Source organism: Pelotomaculum sp. FP (assembly GCF_004369245.1).
In the GTDB taxonomy this organism is placed as follows: Bacteria; Bacillota; Desulfotomaculia; order Desulfotomaculales; family Pelotomaculaceae; genus Pelotomaculum_C; species Pelotomaculum_C schinkii.
This window is the reverse complement of sequence record NZ_QFGB01000014.1, coordinates 58,710-78,390: the sequence shown is the minus strand read 5'-3', so window position 1 is coordinate 78,390 and position 19,681 is coordinate 58,710. Positions and strand designations below refer to the sequence as shown.

Annotated in this window: 14 protein-coding genes and 1 tRNA gene; 14 read left to right on the top strand and 1 reads right to left on the bottom strand. The window is 41.3% G+C overall.

Annotation, left to right across the window (positions count from 1 at the left end; genetic code table 11):
* Nucleotides 1-20 precede the first annotated feature (20 nt).
* From Psfp_RS07930 to Psfp_RS07870, 12 genes are all read left to right on the top strand, one after another.
* The gene (locus Psfp_RS07930; protein ID WP_134218009.1) at nt 21-845 is read left to right on the top strand and encodes an ABC transporter permease; all 825 of its coding nucleotides are present in this window, start codon (nt 21-23) and stop codon (nt 843-845) included.
* Nucleotides 835-2,220, top strand: coding sequence for an ABC transporter ATP-binding protein (locus Psfp_RS07925; RefSeq protein WP_134218008.1), 1,386 nt, complete (start codon nt 835-837; stop codon nt 2,218-2,220). The genes Psfp_RS07930 and Psfp_RS07925 overlap by 11 nt, the downstream gene beginning before the upstream one ends.
* Complete coding sequence (locus Psfp_RS07920) at nt 2,217-4,727, top strand: methyltransferase domain-containing protein (RefSeq protein ID WP_134218007.1); 2,511 nt, start codon at nt 2,217-2,219, stop codon at nt 4,725-4,727. The genes Psfp_RS07925 and Psfp_RS07920 overlap by 4 nt, the downstream gene beginning before the upstream one ends.
* A 35-nt stretch (nt 4,728-4,762) precedes the next feature.
* On the top strand, nt 4,763-7,033 hold the full coding sequence (locus Psfp_RS07915; protein WP_134218006.1) for a glycosyltransferase: 2,271 nt from the start codon (nt 4,763-4,765) through the stop codon (nt 7,031-7,033).
* A 70-nt stretch (nt 7,034-7,103) separates the two neighbouring features.
* The gene (locus Psfp_RS07910; RefSeq protein WP_134218005.1) at nt 7,104-8,810 is read left to right on the top strand and encodes a hypothetical protein; all 1,707 of its coding nucleotides are present in this window, start codon (nt 7,104-7,106) and stop codon (nt 8,808-8,810) included.
* 41 nt (nt 8,811-8,851) lie between these two features.
* Nucleotides 8,852-9,778: an NAD-dependent epimerase/dehydratase family protein gene (locus tag Psfp_RS07905; protein WP_134218004.1), complete on the top strand. Its 927-nt coding sequence runs from the start codon at nt 8,852-8,854 to the stop codon at nt 9,776-9,778.
* Nucleotide 9,779: 1 nt separating this feature from the next.
* A complete protein-coding gene (locus tag Psfp_RS07900; protein ID WP_134218003.1) occupies nt 9,780-10,580 on the top strand; it encodes a sugar phosphate isomerase/epimerase family protein in 801 nt (266 codons plus the stop codon).
* A 2-nt stretch (nt 10,581-10,582) separates the two neighbouring features.
* Nucleotides 10,583-11,380 (top strand): glycosyltransferase family 2 protein, encoded by a 798-nt coding sequence (locus Psfp_RS07895; RefSeq protein WP_192895316.1) that lies wholly within the window; start codon nt 10,583-10,585, stop codon nt 11,378-11,380.
* Nucleotide 11,381: 1 nt separating this feature from the next.
* Entirely contained in the window at nt 11,382-12,503 is a 1,122-nt protein-coding gene (locus Psfp_RS07890; protein ID WP_134218001.1) for an FAD-dependent oxidoreductase, read from the top strand.
* A complete protein-coding gene (locus Psfp_RS07885; RefSeq protein ID WP_134218000.1) occupies nt 12,503-13,477 on the top strand; it encodes a glycosyltransferase in 975 nt (324 codons plus the stop codon). Before Psfp_RS07890 ends, Psfp_RS07885 begins: the two co-directional genes overlap by 1 nt.
* Before the next feature lie 20 nt (nt 13,478-13,497).
* A complete protein-coding gene (locus Psfp_RS07880) occupies nt 13,498-13,860 on the top strand; it encodes an EamA family transporter (RefSeq protein ID WP_134217999.1) in 363 nt (120 codons plus the stop codon).
* Nucleotides 13,861-14,574: 714 nt separating this feature from the next.
* Nucleotides 14,575-15,993 carry a sugar transferase gene (locus Psfp_RS07870; RefSeq protein WP_134217998.1) on the top strand — a complete coding sequence of 473 codons (1,419 nt, stop codon included), beginning with the start codon at nt 14,575-14,577 and terminating at the stop codon, nt 15,991-15,993.
* 83 nt (nt 15,994-16,076) lie between these two features.
* Here the strand turns inward: Psfp_RS07870 and Psfp_RS07865 are convergent, their stop codons facing one another.
* Nucleotides 16,077-18,470, bottom strand: coding sequence for a tetratricopeptide repeat protein (locus Psfp_RS07865; RefSeq protein WP_134217997.1), 2,394 nt, complete (start codon nt 18,468-18,470; stop codon nt 16,077-16,079).
* 160 nt (nt 18,471-18,630) lie between these two features.
* Between Psfp_RS07865 and Psfp_RS07860 the strand changes: the two genes are divergently transcribed.
* Both Psfp_RS07860 and Psfp_RS07855 read left to right on the top strand, forming a co-directional pair.
* On the top strand, nt 18,631-19,359 hold the full coding sequence (locus Psfp_RS07860; protein ID WP_134217996.1) for a 2-phosphosulfolactate phosphatase: 729 nt from the start codon (nt 18,631-18,633) through the stop codon (nt 19,357-19,359).
* A gap of 121 nt (nt 19,360-19,480) precedes the next feature.
* Nucleotides 19,481-19,555: transfer RNA gene (locus Psfp_RS07855), tRNA-Val, on the top strand.
* The last annotated feature ends 126 nt before the right edge of the window (nt 19,556-19,681 follow it).

Below are 19,681 nucleotides of genomic sequence, written 5' to 3'. Positions count from 1 at the left end.
ACATAAATGAGGTTATTCTAATGCTTAGGGAGACTTACTTCAATCCATTACACTTACTAAAAGTTGTTATTAGTAACCGAGAGCTATTATGGCAGTTTACGCGGCGTGAATTAATCAACAAATACAAAGGCTCATACCTGGGATTTTTCTGGTCTTTTATTACACCTCTTTTAATGCTGGGCATTTATACCTTTGTATTTAGTGTTATATTTAAAGCAAAATGGGACTTTGCCGTAACCGACAGTAAACAGGAATTTGCCATTACTCTCTTTTGCGGAATGCTCATCTTTGGTATTTTTAGCGAATGCATAACAAGGTCATCTGGATTGATCGTCATTAACTCAAATTACGTTAAAAAAGTGGTTTTCCCCCTACAAATTCTACCGGTTAGCCTTTTAATTGGGGCATTGATCAATTTTTTGGTTGGCGTATGCATTCTACTTGCAGGGCAGATGATTTTTTTTCATGAAGTTCCAGTTACTGTAATTTATTTACCGATTGTAATTATCCCACTTATATTCTCCTCATTAGGCTTGTCCTACATTTTGTCTTCCCTCGGCGTTTTTCTACGTGACCTCGAGCATTCTGTAAGTATTATTGTGCAGGCCTTGTATTTTTTAACCCCTATCTTTTATCCGATTTCCGCTGTGCCGGTGGAACTGAAGCCATATCTTTATGCCAACCCGCTAACCGGATTTGTCGAAGATGCCCGCAGGGTGGTAGTTTGGGGACTACAGCCGGACTGGCGCATTTGGTGTATCTACCTGGCAGCTTCGTTGTTAATTTTACAACTGGGATACTGGTGGTTTATGAAGACAAGAAAGGGGTTTGCCGATGTCCTTTAAACAGGCTATTGTAGTTGATAACATCAGCAAAAGCTACCAAATTTATGATAATTCCAAAGACAGGTTGAAGCAAATGATCCTCAGAGGGTACAAAAAGTACTACCGTGAATTCTGGGCACTACAGAATATTTCCTTTGAAGTCAACAAGGGCGAAACAGTCGGTATTATTGGCAGGAACGGTAGCGGCAAAAGCACCTTGCTCCAAATTATCGCAGGGATTCTTACACCCACTACAGGCAGTATCTCCGTACATGGCCGGGTTGCTGCCCTGCTTGAGCTTGGCAGCGGGTTCGATCCTGAGTATACCGGCCGAGAGAATGTCTTTATTAACGGAAACATCCTGGGGATTTCTCACAGAGAGATGGAAGAGCGTTTTGAAGAAATTCAGGCTTTTGCTGATATAGGTGATTTCATCGACCAACCTGTGAAGACTTATTCCAGCGGGATGATTGTACGGCTGGCCTTTGCCGTGCAAGCCTGCGTTGACCCGGAAATATTGATCATTGATGAGGCGCTGGCGGTTGGTGATATACTCTTCCAAAAACGCTGCTTCTCAAGGATGAAGACCCTGGCTGAAAAAGGAACCACCCTTCTTTTTGTCACTCATGATATAGAGTTGGTTCGCACGCTTACTTCCAGGGCGATATTGCTGGAAGGTGGTCAAATTGTTAAAGAAGGACCTTCGGCCGAGGTAGTTCTGGAATACCGCCGCCGCATGCATAAGGAAGAGTCCGCTTATTACCAGCGGCTTTTGGGTACGCCTACCACAGTTCAAGAGAACAACGTAGCGGTTGAAATGAGCGGGAGCGATAAGGTGTGTCTAAATAACCTCGAAAATGAGGACCTTGCCTTTGGAGACAAGGACGCGGTGATACTCGATATAAAAGTAGCAGATGCCGCAGGAGAAACATGCAGTATTTTTTATCCCGGAGACGAAGTTAAAATCCGAATTAAGTGCAAGACCATTAAAAGCTGCAGCAACTTGAATATTGGTCTTAGAATCAGGAACAAAACTGGAATTAAAATATGCTCATGGGGATCACTTAATCAAGATATTGCAATCTGGAGCGGTAGAGCTGGGGGTAAGCCTTTTTGGACGGAAGATGTGGCAGCCGGGACCATTTTGGTGGCCGACTTCAAATTTATATGCTGCCTTGGGGCCGACCTGTATGAGGTCCAGGCCTTTGTCAGCAGGGAAGACGACCAGTACTACCGCCAGCAGCGCATGCTGCATTGGATTGACGAGGCTGCCCATTTTCAGGTTAACATGAGGCAGCAGGAATATTTTTTTGGAGGTATCTTTGACCTGCAGATGAAGGCAATTATTTCTGAGCAAAGAGACAATTTGCTAGAAAAGAAAGGTTTTGTTTTATGAAGGACTATCAAGCGGATTATAACAGTTATTGGAAAGAGCCGGGTCGTTATGGACAGACTTCTTATGATAACGTGGAAAACCTGGCTGGTGTTATTATTAAGATGTGTGGGGCCGGAACCCTGCTTGATGCTGGCTGTGGGATGGGTGTGCTGGTTCGAGAGCTCTCGGTTAGAGGTATCCAGGCTTACGGTATGGATATTTCTGACTACGTTATAGGCTACAGCAGGCGGATTAATGAAAATTATTTCAAATCCGGCTCTATTCTTAACATCCCCTGGCCGGATTGTTCCTTTGATACAGTGGTGTGTACAGATGTGCTGGAGCACCTGCAAAAGGAAGATATTGCCAAGTCGCTACTGGAATTATACCGTGTCACCCGGCGCTTTGTATTCTGTACGGTTTCTACGCAGAACGACAGAGATAACCGCTGGCACCTGACGGTAGAAAAGAGGGATTGGTGGGAGAGCCAGTTTTTTCAAGCTGGTTTTCGTAAACATACCCTGCTCCTAAGGCAGGTTGGTTATGAGCAGTTGGAAAATGAAACAGGCAGCATATTATTGGTCTTTGAAAAGCTGCCGGGGGCAGCAGTAGAGAGGTATTCTCTCCAAGATTTAGCTAAGGAACGAGATCTTCATATGGACATGCTACGAGAAACTGGCCGGCGTGCTGATGCTCATATAGCCCGCTATACAGCAGCCTTGCGGTATATACGCCCTCACGATATCGTACTCGATGTCGCTTGCGGTATGGGGTACGGCTCAGCGGTTTTATGGGACGGTTCGAATGCCCAAAAAGTTATTGGTTTGGATGTATCGGCCTCAGCATTCGAGTATGCCTCTGCTAATTATCTTCCCGGCCGGCAAGGACTCAGTTTTGAAGAAGGTGACGCTCAAAAGCTCGAACGTTTTACCGATAACAGTGTGGACCTTATCATTTCCATGGAAACAATTGAGCATCTAGAAGAGCCGGATCTGTTCTTAAAGCGGGCACTGGAAATCCTCCGTCCTGGGGGGAGAATGATCTTATCTGTGCCCAATGAGTGGATAGACGAACATGGTTGCGATCCCAACCCTTACCACATGCATGTATTTAATCTTGACAAGATTCTAGAACTAGTAAAAAAATATTTCTTTTTGGAGCAGGTCTATGGCCAGACTGCCGGGGGCGGCCTCAAACTAGCGGATCAACCTAGGAGGTTATTTGCTTACAGTGATAGCTCCGACGGTTGTGAAGCTGAGTGGTATATTGTTGTAGCTATGAAGGATCCGGTAACCAGAGAGAAACCTTATGTTGAAACGGTCTTGTGGCAGAGAGAACATTACCCTAAAAACCATCCCCACCACTATGAGAAAGTATATGAATACCCGTGGATCCAGCACGCTCTGGTGTCATTAGGATGGCGGGCGCAATCCAGAGAGTTAATAGAACTTATTGGTCAAAGAATACTAGCCCAGGCTCCTTTTGACAGTGCCGACCGGGGTGCAGCCCTTTGTATTCTGGGGTACCGTATACTGGAAACCACGACCCCGCAAGCTGAGCACCTAGAAGAGATAATAGAAAAAATTTATGAGTATACCAGCTTAAAACCGGTGACGCCGATGCAAGTTAGATGGTCCATCTCATGTTTATATCTGCTAGCCCAACTTTATCTTAAAAGTAGCCGCCGAACCGAAGCAGCCGATACCTTAAAAAGATGCCTCGAACTGGATTACTTATACTTTTCACCTACGCTTGCAACCAAAGCAGTAAGCGCGGCTCTACAGTTGGGGACTTTGTCTCTTGCGGATGGTCACATACTTGAAGCAAGAGTTTGGTGGAAAAAGGCTATTTACGAGGCTACCCGGGCTTTTGAGGTCCCATGGGAAAATTGGTTGGGAGATGTTGAAGAGCCACTTACTTTTGGCTTAAAAGAGGCAAGCCAGGTCCTGGATATGGCCAGTCAGGCAACATATGCGCTGTGGTTGACAGCAGAGAATAAAAACTTGAGGACTAATGGGATGCAGGACATACTGGAGTTCTCAGAAATGTCACGTTTAAAGTGGCTGAGTTCCACTACAATTGAACTGAAAAAGAGTAACAAGGAATCTAAGGATACGGTTAAATGGCTTGAATCCCAGGTTGCTAGCTGGCAGCAAACCTCTGAAGAAAAAGAGAAAATGGTCATTGAATTGCAGAGATGGATTGGAGAATTAACCAAAGGAGAGCAGTGGTTAAAGTCCCAGGTTAAAAGTTGGATGGAAACTGTTGATCAAAAAGATAAAGAGATTATCGAGCTAAAAGAATGGAATCATAGTTTAGCCGAAACCAAGCAGTGGCTGGAACACCAAGTAAAAAGCTGGCAAGCAACAGCAGCAGAAAAAGAACAAATTATTAAAGAATTAAAATCCTGGAGTGAAGAACTGGTTACAGGGAACAGATGGCTGGAGGAACAGGTCATGAATTGGCAGAAAACCGTTGAAACAAAAGAAAGAAAAATTGCTGAACTACAAGCTAAAATTAAGGAATAGAAGGAAAACTTGAGGATATAAGGAGTAATCTTAAGATGGAATTTGACTTCAACCTTCGCCCGGGTGGGATTTTACTGAAAAGGAACCTAATTAACGAAGGTACTCCCCTGGTAACCATTGTTACCCCATTTTATAATGCAGGCCGCTACCTGATGGAAACTGCGAATTCCGTATTTAACCAGACATTTCCCTATTTTGAGTGGATAATCGTAGACGATGGATCTACAAATCAAGATGATATTGAACTGCTTGATAATTTGATAGAACATGACAGTAGGGTAAAAATTTATCACAAGGAAAATGGTGGTCCATCATCCGCCAGGAATTATGCAATCAGCAAATCTTCGACAGATATCATTATTTCATTAGATGCAGATGACTTAATTGACCCCACATATCTTGAATGTACATACTTTGCACTGTTGACTAACAAACAGGCAGGTTGGTGTTATGCTGATTCTATCGGATTTGGCAGTTTAAATTACCTCTGGAAGAAACCTTTTAACACAAAACAATTAAAAGAAGAAAATTTTTTGGTTGAGGTTGCAGCAATGAGGAAGGCTGCCTTAATATCGGTCGGATTTTACGACGAATCTGAAACGCATGCTTATGAGGATTGGCATCTTTGGCTTAAATTTTTAAGGTCTAATTATATTCCCGTTCATCTAGGCTATTATGGCTCTTGGTATAGAAGAGTGGATTCAGGGGTATTCAGACTAGTTAATAAAGACCATCAGAAACATACCAGCGCGATGAGACTGATTAACGAGGTTGCAATGGATGTTGATGACAATCTTGTGGCTATAGAATATCCCTGCCAAGACCGTAATCATTTTGCTAAACCATTTAAATGGGAATGGAACCGTAAGCCTGTATTAGGTAACGAAAAATGCAAGGTGCTAATGATTTTACCCTGGTTGACCATGGGCGGTGCGGACACGTTCAACTTGGATGTTGTTTCCCGTATTGACAAAAAAAAGTTTGAGGTTTCGATTATAACGACAGTGGCAGGTGATTCAGCCTGGCGGCAGAAATTCGAACAATACGCTACCGACATTTTTGACCTGACCACTTTTTTACATATGAAGAATTGGAGCGCATTCATACATTATTTTATCAAATCCAGGGATGTTGACGTTATTTTTGTTTCAAATAGTTATTATGGTTACTATCTAGTACCCTGGTTGAGAAAAGAATTTCCTAATCTACCCATTTTAGATTACGTCCACATGGAAGAATGGTATTGGCGGGCCGGAGGTTATGCGAGAACTACCGGAGCTATGGGTGATGTTCTGGATAGGACTTATGTATGTTCAAACCATCTTAAGAATGTACTGGTCAATGAATTTGGCCGCCGGCCAGAGGATATTGAAGTAGTTTATATAAATGTGGATGAAAACGAATTCAGTCCAGACAAAGCGGTCAGGGGGTTAATACGGACTGAAGCAGGTGTAGCAGCTGATGATCCAGTGGTTTTATTTCCTTGCCGCATACATCCTCAGAAAAGGCCATTTCTGATGCTCGAGATAGCAAAAGAGTTATGCCTGTACATCGAAAACATACGCTTTTTTGTGGTTGGGGATGGACCTGAATTAGATGAATTAAAATTAAAAGCCCACAAAGATGGAGTGACTGGATCCGTTTTCTTTTTTGGACAGCGCCAGGATATGGTTAGTTTTTATAGAGACAGCGACCTGACCTTAATCTGCTCCATAAAAGAGGGGTTGGCACTCACCACCTATGAATCGCTGTCGATGGGTGTGCCGGTAGTCAGCTCCGATGTGGGCGGTCAGAGAGAACTAATTGATAAGGCGGTGGGTATCACTGTTCCACTTTGCCAGAATGAGGAGGCCGATTTTAATTCTAAAACCTATAATAAAGATGAGGTCATTCTTTATGTCAACGCTATAAGGGAAATTCTCTCGAACAAGGACCGACATAAGTTGATGAGCAATAATTGTCGCCAAAAAATTCTTGGAGCCTTTTCCAAGAAGTCTATGATCAAGAAATTGGAAGATGAATTTGTTAAGTTTAAAGTGGGGGAAGGGGAGGAAAGGCGTAGTCAAGTGGCCGGGGCTATATGTATGCTCCCCAACCTAATAGATGATTACCAAACCATTTACTGTGAATATACCAGAAAAGATTGGGAGGCCGAGCAAAACTGGGCGGCCCGGTGCTATTTTTATGAGCAGTTGTTGTCGGCCAACCATCAAATCAAAAGTAGTGTGAATAAATTGCGAAGTTCTGGGTTATGGAAGCGATTATCCGCTGCTAAAAGAATTATCAAGAGAATAGCAAGGCAGTAATAATCCCATTGTTACAGGGACTGTTTTTGCTTACATTTAAATATCAAACTCCTTTAAGGGGATGCTTGCAATGTCCTTTTATATAAACAAGAAAACAGTAAATATATTCTTCTTCTTAACATGCTTATTAGTACTGTTTGTAAGTTTTAGAATGAATTTTTTTCACGTTGCAGAATCAAACTGGTTTAACAATAATCAACTTGATTCTGAAAGTTTGGTCTTAGGAAAAATACTTGACGCTAGAGAAAATGGCATAATGAGATCTTATGGTCTTGGATGGTACTCTGATGAAAAAGATTTACGGATGGCCTGGTTAGATTATAGAAATACATATTTAAATAATAAAAGTGCCAATAAAAAGTTAAATCCATATACATCTCAGGTTGGTTTACAAGGCTTTGTATTTAGTACATTTGATAAGATTATTCCGGTAACAGAAAAATTTAAGCTTCATTTTTTTTATGATTTAAATTCGTTTTTGCTAGCCTTGATTTTAACATTGATAGTTACTTGGCTAACTAAAGAATTTAATGTATTTATAGGTATTGTTTTACTTATTTCAACTATCTTTTCTCCGTGGTTGACAATCTTTGGGAAAAATCTCTATTGGGTCTCATGGACCTGGTTTTTACCAATGCTTGTAAGTATCTTAATTCTGGAATATGCAGATTATAAAAAAAATTTTCCGATGATATTTGCATTTATATCGACTGCTGTTGCCGTTATGATAAAATCAATGTGTGGATATGAATTTATTTCCACTATTCTTATAGCTATGATGATACCTTATATATACTACGCTATCTCTCGTAGATGGTTAAAGAGAGACTTATTTGTTAGATTTGGTCTTATTAGTATCGCAGGATTACTCGGTTTCATAATTGCAATAATTATTCATGCTATTATGCTCTATTCATTATTTAGTGATTTAAATATGGTTTTTCAAACATTGAAATTAACTATAATCAGAAGAACATTCGCTGACCCGACATTACTAAATATTTCGGATTTTAATAAGGAGAGTCTTGTTGCGCCGGTAACCACTGTATTAGATCGTTATTTTTATGGTGGGTTACAATATGACTGGGTGATGAATAAAGGCTATTTTATTGATTTATCGTCTTTATTTTATGTTTCTAACAATTTTTTAAAAATTAGCTACCAAGAAATAATATTTGTATTTATGTTCTTCTCATCACTTAGCCTGGTATCGGAAAACTACATTCCTTCTGTAAAAAAATGGAGGAATCAGTTCATTGCTCTAGTTATATCAACGTGGTTTTCAATTTTAGCACCATTATCATGGTTTATTTTAGCTAAAGCGCACTCGTATATACATGTGCATATTAATTATGTTTTATGGCATGTCCCCTTTTGCATTTTTGGTTTTGCGATAGTGGGGGTTATGGTGAACTGCATTTTAGAAAGCGTAAATATCAAAACAAAGGTAATTATAATCGCTACATCTTTAATGTTTTTTGTTTCAATAGTAATCTCGCAGAACCAATGGTTATTCGGTAAAACAATGCCGGCCAACTTATCTGATGCCAATTGGAAAAATGGAATTAGTATTTCGGGCAACTCGGTTTTATTTAAAGATACTTATACTAACCATAAATTAATAGAAGCATCTAAATCTATATTATTTCTAGGTAATGATAAAAGAAATATTGTTAAAATTGAGATGGAACCTTCTCAATGGATACTGGTTTATTATGAAGATGAGAAAGTTGACTCAATCAAAGGGTATCCATGTTTTGTTGAATTTGATAAATAATTTTCTATACTCCATAACACTTTGGAAAAAAGGAGGTTATTATGAAAGCACTCATTGGTTATACAGGCTTTGTTGGTTCAAATCTTTGTCAGCAGACACCTTTTGATGCCTTTTATAATTCTAAGAATATACAAGATAGTTATGGAAAGTCATTTGATTTGGTGGTTTATGCTGGAGTGCCTGCCGAGAAATACCTGGCGAATCATCAACCTGAAAAGGATCGGAAATACATTGATAATGCTATAAGGAATATAAAAAAGATTAAGGCCAAAAAATTTATCCTTATTTCAACTATTGACGTCTACAAAAGATCACAGGGAGTGGATGAAACTACAGAAATTGAGGAGGATGGGCAACATCCTTATGGTTTACATCGTAGGTTGCTTGAAAAATGGGTAGAGGAATTTATGCTTGATTCTTTAATTATCCGCCTTCCAGCTTTGTATGGAAGCAAAATGAAAAAAAATTTTATTTTTGATATGATAAATATGATCCCAACGATGATTAAAGAGGAGAAATTTAAAGAACTATTGCAAGAAAAAGAATTGGATTTAGAGGAGTACTATACCTATCAGTTAAATGGGTTCTATAAGGTTAACCAACTTTCAGACATGCAAAGAGAAACACTAAAAACATACTTTATGAATAATAAGTTCAACTCTCTTGCCTTTACAGATTCGAGAAATGAATACCCGTTCTACAATTTAAAGTATCTGTGGAATCATATTGAAACAGCCCTTGCGAATGGATTAAAACTATTGAATATTACTACAGAACCTGTATCAGCTGCGGAGGTATATGCCTTTGCTTATGGGAAGCCTTTTGAAAATATTTTTCCAGGTAAGGAACCAGTATGTTATGATATCAAGACGATCCATGCAAGAATGTTTGGAGGAGAGAACGGCTATATTTTTAATAAGCAGTTTATTTTAGAGGATATTAAACTATTTGTTGCCGGTGGAAAATAGAATGAAACTTTCAGTATCAAATATTGCGTGGTTAAATATAGAGGATAATATAGTATACGATTTGATGATAAAATATGGGTTTGCGGGCCTTGAAATTGCACCTACCCGCCTGATTGAAAAAAAACCTTATGAACATAAAGAGATAGCACGACGAATTGCAGATAGTTTAAAGCAGAAATATGGTTTTGTTATTTCAAGCCTACAGTCAATCCTATTTGGGCGGAATGAAAGACTTTTTGGTTCCGATATGGAACGAAAGGATCTCATGAAGTATTTGAAAAAAGCTGTAGATTTTGCTGATACTGTCGGGTGCGGTAATATGGTTTTTGGTTCTCCAAAAAATAGAATTATTGAAAGAGAGAGCGATTACTGTATTGCAGTTGCATTTTTCCGCGAAATTGGCGAATATGCATTACAACATGGGACGGTTGTAAGTATTGAAGCCAACCCAATGATTTATGGCACTAACTTCATTAATCGGACAGACGAAGCTTTTAAGCTGGTTCAGGATGTAAATATCGAAGGATTTCGAATTAATATGGATTTTGGTACTATTGTTGAAAATGGTGAGGATATAGAAAAGGTTTCAACCATGCTAGATTGGATAAATCACATCCACATCAGTGAACCGTATTTATTACGAATACAGAGAAGGCATGAACATAGGGTCTTGTCTAAGATATTAAAACAGCGGGGATTTGATAAATTTGTTTCCATTGAAATGAAAAGGAATGAACATAACAATATTGAAAGCCTTGAGGAAACACTCCGCTATATTGCGGATGTCTTTAGGGGGAAGTGATCATGCAGTTACAGGTCCCGAAATTTGAGATCAAGGAATTAGCTCCAAAAAGGACGAAATATTGCCTTTGCATTCCAGTTATTAATGAAGGGAAAAATATTATACAGCAATTAGAACGTTTTCAACGATTCAATGGGAACCAGTTGATTGACGTAATTCTTTGCGATGGAGGTTCAACGGACGGATCGACGGAAGAGGAGTGGTTGATGAAATTAGGAGTAAATACTCTTCTGGTAAAAACAGGTCCTGGGAAACTGAGCGCCCAATTGCGGATGGGTTATTACTGGTCCTTGGAAAGAGGTTACGAAGGAATTGTTACGGTAGATGGTAATGGAAAAGATAGTGTTGAATCAGTTCCTTTGTTTATTCAAGCTCTCGATGAGGGATATGATATGATCCAAGGGTCTCGCTATATAGATGGTGGCCAGGCAATCAATACTCCATGGATACGTCATATTTCAGTGAAACTGCTTCATATCCCCATCATATCTTATGCTGCTGGATTTCGTTATACGGATACGACAAACGGATTTCGCGGATACTCCCGCCGATATCTTTTACATCCAGAAGTACAGCCATTTCGAGATATTTTCAATACTTATGAATTATTGGCCTATTTATCGGTAAGGGCTCCAAGGCTTGGATTTAAGACAAAAGAAATTCCGGTAAAGAGAGTATATCCGCCTAAGGGGAAGATCCCTACTAAAATAAGTTTTTTCAAGGGTAATACTGATTTACTACGGATATTATTTAATGTTGTTTGCGGCAAGTATAATCCAAACGAAAATACGAGGGATTGAAGTGATTTACGATAAAATAATCATCGGTGCGGGATTGTATGGATTGTATGCGGCAGAATATTGCGGAAAAAAAGGCGAGAAGGTTTTGGTACTGGAATATGAAAAGGGGCCTTTTGCTAGGGCTACGTATATTAATCAAGCCCGGATCCATAACGGTTACCATTATCCCCGCTCTTTTTCCACAGCTATAAAATCTTCCCGTTATTTTGATCGATTTAATAAGGACTATAATTTTTGTATCCATTTTAACTTCCGGAAGGTTTATGCAACATCTACCAAGTACTCCTGGACCTGTGCTAAACAATTCCGTAAATTTTGCATGGATGCTAATATCAAATGTGAAGATATTATGCCAGAGCTATTTTTTAAACCAGGAATGTGCGACGGCGTATTTGATACGGAAGAATATACATATGATGCAAAAATTTTAAGGGATTATTTTGTTGCCGAATTAACTAAAATGAAAAATGTGGAAATTCATTACGGTGTAAGAATTGAAAGAATTATCGCTAATAAACAGGACAAATTGTATGAGGTCCATCTAAAAAGAGGTTACAAGTTTTTAACGGGATTTCTGTTGAATACTACATATTCGTCGGTAAACCAGATTATATCTTTACTGGGATTTGAACCTTTTCGGACTAAGTATGAGCTATGCGAACTAATTTTGTGCAGGGTCAGTGACCGGATCCAAGATGTGGGAATTACGGTAATGGATGGGCCTTTCTTCTCAATAATGCCATTTGGCAAGACTGGACTACATTCTTTGACGTCAGTAACATTTACGCCACATTCCACATCTTTTGCGCCATTACCTACCTTCGAGTGCCAAAAACATAATGATGTGGAATGTTCACCACAACAACTGGGTAACTGCAATACATGCCCTAGGAAACCTATGTCAGCCTGGCCGTACATGTCAGCACTGGTAAAGAAATATTTACAGGACGATATTGAAATTGAGTATGTGGATTCTCTCTTTTCGATGAAACCGATACTTATGGCTTCCGAAATCGATGATTCACGACCGACGGTAATTAAGCAGTTTTCAAGCGCACCGACATTTATCAGTGTGCTTTCAGGTAAGATTAATACGATGTATGATTTAGAAGAGGTACTTTAATGGAAACAATGATACTGGATGACAGAGTTAGAAAACTGAATCAAGAGAAAAACTTTATATCTGCAGTTATATATGTTAGAAACCATGAAACTGAATTAGAATTATTTTTGCGTAAGTTAGCGGAAACGTTACGAGAGACCTTTGAAAAGTTTGAAATCATTTTTGTTAATGATTATTCGTCGGATAGTAGTGTAGAGATAATAAAAAAAATCTCTAAAGAATTAACAGGGATGACCATATCAATAGTTAATTTAAGCTATTTTCAGGGTTTAGAAGCGGCCATGGTTGCAGGCGTTGACTTAGCTATTGGTGATTTCGTATTTGAATTTGATTCGCCGGTTGTGGATTATAATTTCAAGGAAGTGATAAAGGTATACCAACAGTCGCTTAAAGGTTATGACATTGTTAGTACTTCACCTAACACAGCAGGGAAGCTTACTTCAAGAATTTTTTATAGCTTGTTTCATAAGTATTCGAGAAACTGCGTGCAGTTAAATACGGAGAGATTTCGAATCTTGTCTCGGCGAAGTATAAATCGTATTAATATTTTAAGTGCTTCCATCCCGTACAGGAAGGCGATATATTACAATTGTGGTCTGCAAACGGTGAACCTAAAATATACGCCTATTTTGAAAGCTATGATAGGTTGTAACGAGCAGCAACGCAGTGAGAGGATGGAACTCGCTGTTAATTCCCTTCTGTTATTTACGAGTTTAGGTGCTAAAGTGGCCTTATATATGGCGACTTTAATGGCATCTATCTCTCTATTTATGCTGGGATATACGGTCTATGTGTATGTGGTTATTGACCGTGTAGTTGAAGGTTGGACCACGATTATGCTTTTTACTTCTGTTTCTTTTACCGGAATTTTTGTACTACTTGCAATCTTGATTAAGTATGTGTCTTTAATTTTACACCTTCAGCATACAAAACAAAATTATGTATTTGAATCCATTGAGAAGTTGAATCAATGACAGTCTGAGGGGATGGCTCTATGAACACATTTTTTAAATCATTTAAAAAAAATTATAAGGGTATTATACTAATCCTGTTTTCTTCAGTTTTAGTTTCGTTGGGACAACTGTTCTGGAAATTGTCGGGTAGCACTAATCTATGGTTACTTTGTGATGGATTCTTTTTTTATGGTGTTGGTACTGTTTGCATGATAATAGCTTTTCGGTTTGGTAGTTTTTCCGTTTTACATCCTATGCTATGTACTAGCTATATTCTTTCGCTTTTAATCGGGTATTTCGTGTTGCATGAATATATTGGCTGGTTGAAGGTTATCGGAATATTTTTTATGATTACAGGCATTGTTTTCATTGGTGGGGGGGATGTGACGGATGAAGCTGCATGACTATTTGGTCTATACTCAATTACTACTAATGACTATACTAGGTGCTTTTGGTGGATTCTACTTAAAAAAAGCAACGGGTTTGTCTAGCATTTGGTTGATACTTCGTAGTCCGTGGTTTTATCTAGGTGGAATACTCTACTTTTCAAGCGCTCTAATCAACATATATGTTTTAAAGTACTTACTTTATTCAACGGTATTACCATTAACCTCAATCACTTATATTTGGTCCTTTATTCTTTCCTATAAATTTTTATCGGAGAAGATTACACGATATAAATGGACAGGAATTATTTTTATTATTTTAGGAGCCATATTCATCAGCTTATAAATATATGATGGGAGAGAACGATTTAGATAAAAGTAGCTTATATTATATTGCTGTTTGGTGGGTCTGATGGAGAACTGGCTAACTGGATACGCAACTTTCCTGCACTTCTTCATGTTATTAAAATAAATTGTTCATACATTATGTACTGTTTGTACAGTCAGAGGTATCCGATACATAAAGTGCTTTTATCCACCATCGTGAGATCTTTTTGACTTTGCCTTACCTGGATCGTCGAAACGCAAATCCTTTTTTTCAAGGGAGACAAAGATTGGTTATTTTGAAAAGTTTTTATATTACACTGAATTGGCAATAGTGCAAAAGGAAATGCAGCAAATTTGACGAAATAGAAAGAGTATATAGCTTTTGAAATCACCAGGGAGATTACAATGCAAATCCTTAATCGCAAAACCTTATTATTTAAGCTGCTGTTTGTCCTAGTCGACATCTTTCTGATTCATCTCGGATACGTGCTGGCCTTTTTTATGAAGTTCGGCTGGACTATACCCGATGAAAACCTTACGCCTTACCTCAATACCTGGCCCTGGCTTACTCTCTCCGCCCTATCGCTGTTTTATTTTTACAAACTATATAGCGGTTACCGCTGGCGCTGGGGAGAAGTATTTGCTTCTTTAGTCTGTGTTATCCTCTTCCAGGCGATGGCCGCCATGGCCTTGTCCTTTTTATTCCGTGGTTTTGCTTTTCCCCGTACCGTGCTCCTGACAGCGCCGCTCATTCAACTAGTTTTGCTGGCTCTATGGCGAAGGGCGGCCTGGCATTTGGAAAGAAGGCTCCAAGAGGCTGTAAGAGTTATTGTTGTCGGACAACGCCATGAGGCGGCAGCGCTGGCTGAAAAGCTAGAGGCTGCTACAGACGGGGCTATTAGAGTTGCCGGCCTTGTAGTTGGCACCGATCTCCAAACAGGTCTTTCGGAATATGATGATAAGGGTGATAATGCCGATAATCATTGTAGCACTTTGGCTGATTGGCCGGTGCTGGGGGATGTCTCGGGATTCAACGATTGTTTGGATAGCGTTAACCCGGATAAAATTTTTGTCTGTTCATCTCTCTCCCAGGAACAAAAAGTCGAGGTAGTTTATGCCTGCGTTGACAGGGATAAAAAGGTTCTCCTGGTACCTGACCTATACGGGATTATGCTGGCCCAGGCTAGGCTTGATCAGGTTGACGATGTGCCGGTCTTTACGATTGGCCGTTTAAATATACCCGAGGAATCTCTAATTATAAAAAGGTTGATGGATATAGTACTTTCCATGATTGCCATAGTAATCACCGCTCCTCTGAACATTCTTGCCGCAGTAGCCATTAAGCTTGAAACCCCGGGGCCGGTTTTTTATCTGCAAAAACGCCTGACTTTGCAAGGTAAGCCTTTTTATCTGTATAAGTTCAGAACTATGGTAGTAAATGCCGAACAGGAAAGCGGCCCTGTACTTGCTACGGAAAAGGATCCTCGAATTACCAGGGTGGGACGCTTTTTGAGGGAAACGAGGATTGATGAAATTCCTCAGTTGTTAAACGTTTTAAAAGGTGATATGAGCATCGTCGGACCCCGCCCGGAAAGACCTTTTTTTGTTAACGAACTAATTAAGGATACACCCGAATATGCCTACCGGATGAATGTCAAGTCCGGTATAACGGGCTTGGCCCAAATTGCCGGAAGATACAGCACCAGCCCTGAGAACAAACTGAAGTACGACCTCCTCTATACCAAGTCGTACTCTCTCTCGAGAGACTTAGCTATCCTGTTGCAGACTGTCAAAGTGATTTTAATGAAGGACAGAGCTTCTTAAATTCTATAAAAACTAACCGCTCCTGGATTACTGAGGTCGGTTAGTTTTTTTTTATATTGCTCATGATTTGAGCTTTGTTCTACCTATTCCAGGATCTCAAGATTTTTGAGACTTTCGTAACCATTAGCAATCTGTGGCGACAATTCCTTGGCTTGTTCCAATAAGTCTCTTGCTTCCTGGGCCTTGCCCTGCTTGTCTTTCAATACACTGAGCCAGACTGCCGCTTCTCCCTTGTTATTATCGTCCTGCATGGCGGCCTGCAAATAGGTTTCGGCTTCCGGCCACATCCCCATTAAATACAGGGAAGAACCTACGTTTAAGCTGATCGCTGGTGTTGCGGATAACATAGGAGCATCCTTCCAGAGCCGTTTTTCCTGGTCACTTAAGGTGTTCACCCGGCTCTTAATCAGCTCTGGCAGCCCAATCGCCTTGACAAAGTTATCTTTGGCCAGGTCTTTCTTGTCGTCAATTAATTCCATATAGCCACCTAGAAAGTAAATTCGTGACAGAACCTCGTACCACTGAATTTGAAATGGGGCCAAGGCTATAGAACGCTCAGCGTTTAGGACGGCTTCATCGTAATTTTGACTATTGAAATAAAGGTTGGCCAGATCAGTATAAAGGGCAGGATTGTACCGGTTCAGATTAATGGCTTGTTCTAACTGGGCGATAGCTTCATCAGTTTTTCCCTGCTGCTGGTAGATGCGGGATAGATTGCTGTAATACGAGTAGTTGACCGGGTTGTAGGCGATTGCTTCCTCCATATAGGCAACCGCCTTGTTGCCGTCTTGTTTTTGGAGGGACTTGCCCGCCTCTGCAGCTTTATAATTGCTCCAGGCCAGACAACCTGCAAAAGCCATGATTACCAGGGCTGCGACTGAGGCTCCGGCTAAAACCGTGTTATTGGCAGGTACATATTTTTTACCCTTTCTTGCATCTTGCTTTTTGCCGGACAGTGCGGGGGAGACGGTCAGTCCGAACATCATCCACAGCACCAGGGTAATGGCCGAGAGAGAAAGGTCAAAGTCAATGACAGCATGGAGTCCGAGCATGACGGCGGCAGACGTGATGGTTAGGACCAGGATCTGCCGGGGGGCATTGTCTTTGGCCCCGTGGTAAAGCCGGTGGGTCAGGTGGAGGAAGCTGCCCCAAATACCTAGCACCACCAGGATGCCAAGAACCCCGGTTTCCACCATTACCTGGAAGTAATAACCGTGCACCTGGTTGGAGTTATACAGGTAGCTCTGGTAGGAGCGGTAGGCTGCCTCCCAACCACCGCCGCCCCAGCCGAGGACTGGGCGCTCTTGAAACATTTTCATAGCGTCCTGGAAAAAGTAAAAGCGTTCGGAAGCATTGCGCAACCTGAGGTCCTCAATAATATTTTTTGCAGTGTCGCTGTGGGTGTTGATATAAAATCCGGTGAAAATACAACCTGCTGTAACCACCAGAAGCAGGGCTGCCAGGAGTACTGTTTTATGGGTGGCTATCCAGGTCAGCAACCCTTTTCTTTCCGCCAGGTGGTAAAGAGTCTGGCCGGCCCACACCAGGGCCAGTCCAACCGCTATCCACAGCCAGGCGATGCCTTGGTGTCCACCGGTGGCGGCATTTAAGAACATGATGGCGGCCAGGAGAGATGGCGGACTGAACAGAGTAAAATGGATGATCATCGGGATTCTGCTGCCCCTGGGCAGGCCAATAATAAAAATTAACAGGACTATTCCGAAAACCAGCAGGCCACCGTTGGACCTGGTACCAAGCAGCACCGTAAACAGTAGGAAATTACCTGTTGCGTAAAGATACTGGCTCCAATTCCCTTTCGACCAGGCTACTTCCATTCCGTTCCCGGACGCGGCCGGTATTTCAAGTCCCGGTTTCCTCCAGAGGTAAAGCCCAATGAATAGTACCGCCGCCAGGTAGCCGGCTAACGCGTTGGGGTACTGCAGGGTTGAGTAGATGCGGCCATCCAGAAAGCCATCTTTTATAAATATTATACCTGTGGCCGTGGCCAGTCCGGCCAGGGCCACCCCTATAGCGCTAAAGTATACGGCATGGAGGATGGAGGTGACGTCTTTAGCGTTGATGACCAGTCTTGAGACAAGCCAGAAGGTAATAAAATATAAGGTGGTCTTGACAATTTCGTTCACTGCGACCCCGTAGGCAACCGCCTGAAAAGCCGACACCAGGTAAACAGCCGGCAGTGCCAGAGTGAAGTAGTCCAGGGGATGTGAGAGAAAGTTGTTGTCACGTTTGGACCATTTCCAGAGCCAGGCCAACCAGAAAACAACCCCGGCAAAAATTAGAGCCCGTTCCTGTTCGGGCTGAAAGAAGAGTCCCCTGAAATAAGGTGGCAGGAACAGTAAGATAGCTAAGCCCCAAAAAGCTAATTGGTGGGTCCACTCCACTGGGCTTTCCTGCGTCTGTTTAGGAACAGTGGATGTCTTTTTTGTTATATTTGACTTGGTTACAGTTTTGGCCATTGGATATCTCCTTCTAATAGTAGTATATTATCTACAAGATAAGGCTGCGAAAAATTGAAATTTATCTGGGCAATAGTTCTACACATTATCGCAATTACCTGCCGTTTGGATTTAATTATACTACCCGAAAATGACTTTTTGTGGAAGATTGGTGAATAATATGAGAATTGATTTAATTCCAACAGCCGACGAGATCAAAAAAGAAACTCTGTCAGGTCAAACCGCCATCGCCCTGGATATACTAAGGGCCACCAGCACCATTGTTACAGCAATGGCCTGTGGTTGCCGGGAGATGGTGCCGGTAGAAACTGTGGTGGAGGCATTATCCACTGTACAAAAACGGCCGGATGTTATTCTGGGAGGTGAAAGGGAAAGCCTCCTGATCCCTGGATTTCATCTTGGGAACTCCCCTCTTGAATACACCCGTGAAAAAGTGGGAGGCAAGGTAGTGGTTCTTACCACCACTAACGGGACCAGGGCCATCCGCAGGGCTGCTGTGGGAAGCGGGGAAGTTTTAATCGGCAGTGTGTTGAATGCCGGAGCCGTGGCTAGAGAAGCTCTAAATACAGGACGGGACATAGTGTTTATTTGCGCGGGCACCAGAGGAGAGTTTTCACTGGAAGACACGGTGGCAGCGGGGTTGATTATGATGGAATTATACAACCTGAGCGGCGGAAACACTGTTTTACCAGGCTCCGATCTTGCTGTGGCCGCCTGGCGTCTGGGAGAATTCTATGCGCACAATCCCCTGCAAGCTTTGTACGACTCCCTACACGGCCAAAAACTGGCTGGTATGGGTTTAGCTGCCGATATGGAATGGTGTGCCCGATTGAATTGCTATGACTTAGTACCTGCCTACCAGAGAGACACTATTATCGTCAAATCATAGCCCTGGCAAGCCCTTATTTTGAGACGGCTTGGGAATGTACTCGGGTCATATCTTAATACCTTGCCATCGTCGATTCTATATGATAAAATAGTAATCACTCCAAATGAGATTAATTGAATATGGGGGTGTAGCTCAGCGGGAGAGCGCTTGACTCACATTCAAGAGGCCACTGGTTCGAAACCAGTCATCCCCACCATGAAAACAGAAGCCCCTTGTGGGCTTTTTGCTTTTATAGTTCAGGTCCAAAGTATTACACAACCATCACCTTCCCGTGTAATGTGGACATGGTATTCCCTCTTGAGGCGGAATGTGATAAAGTTGG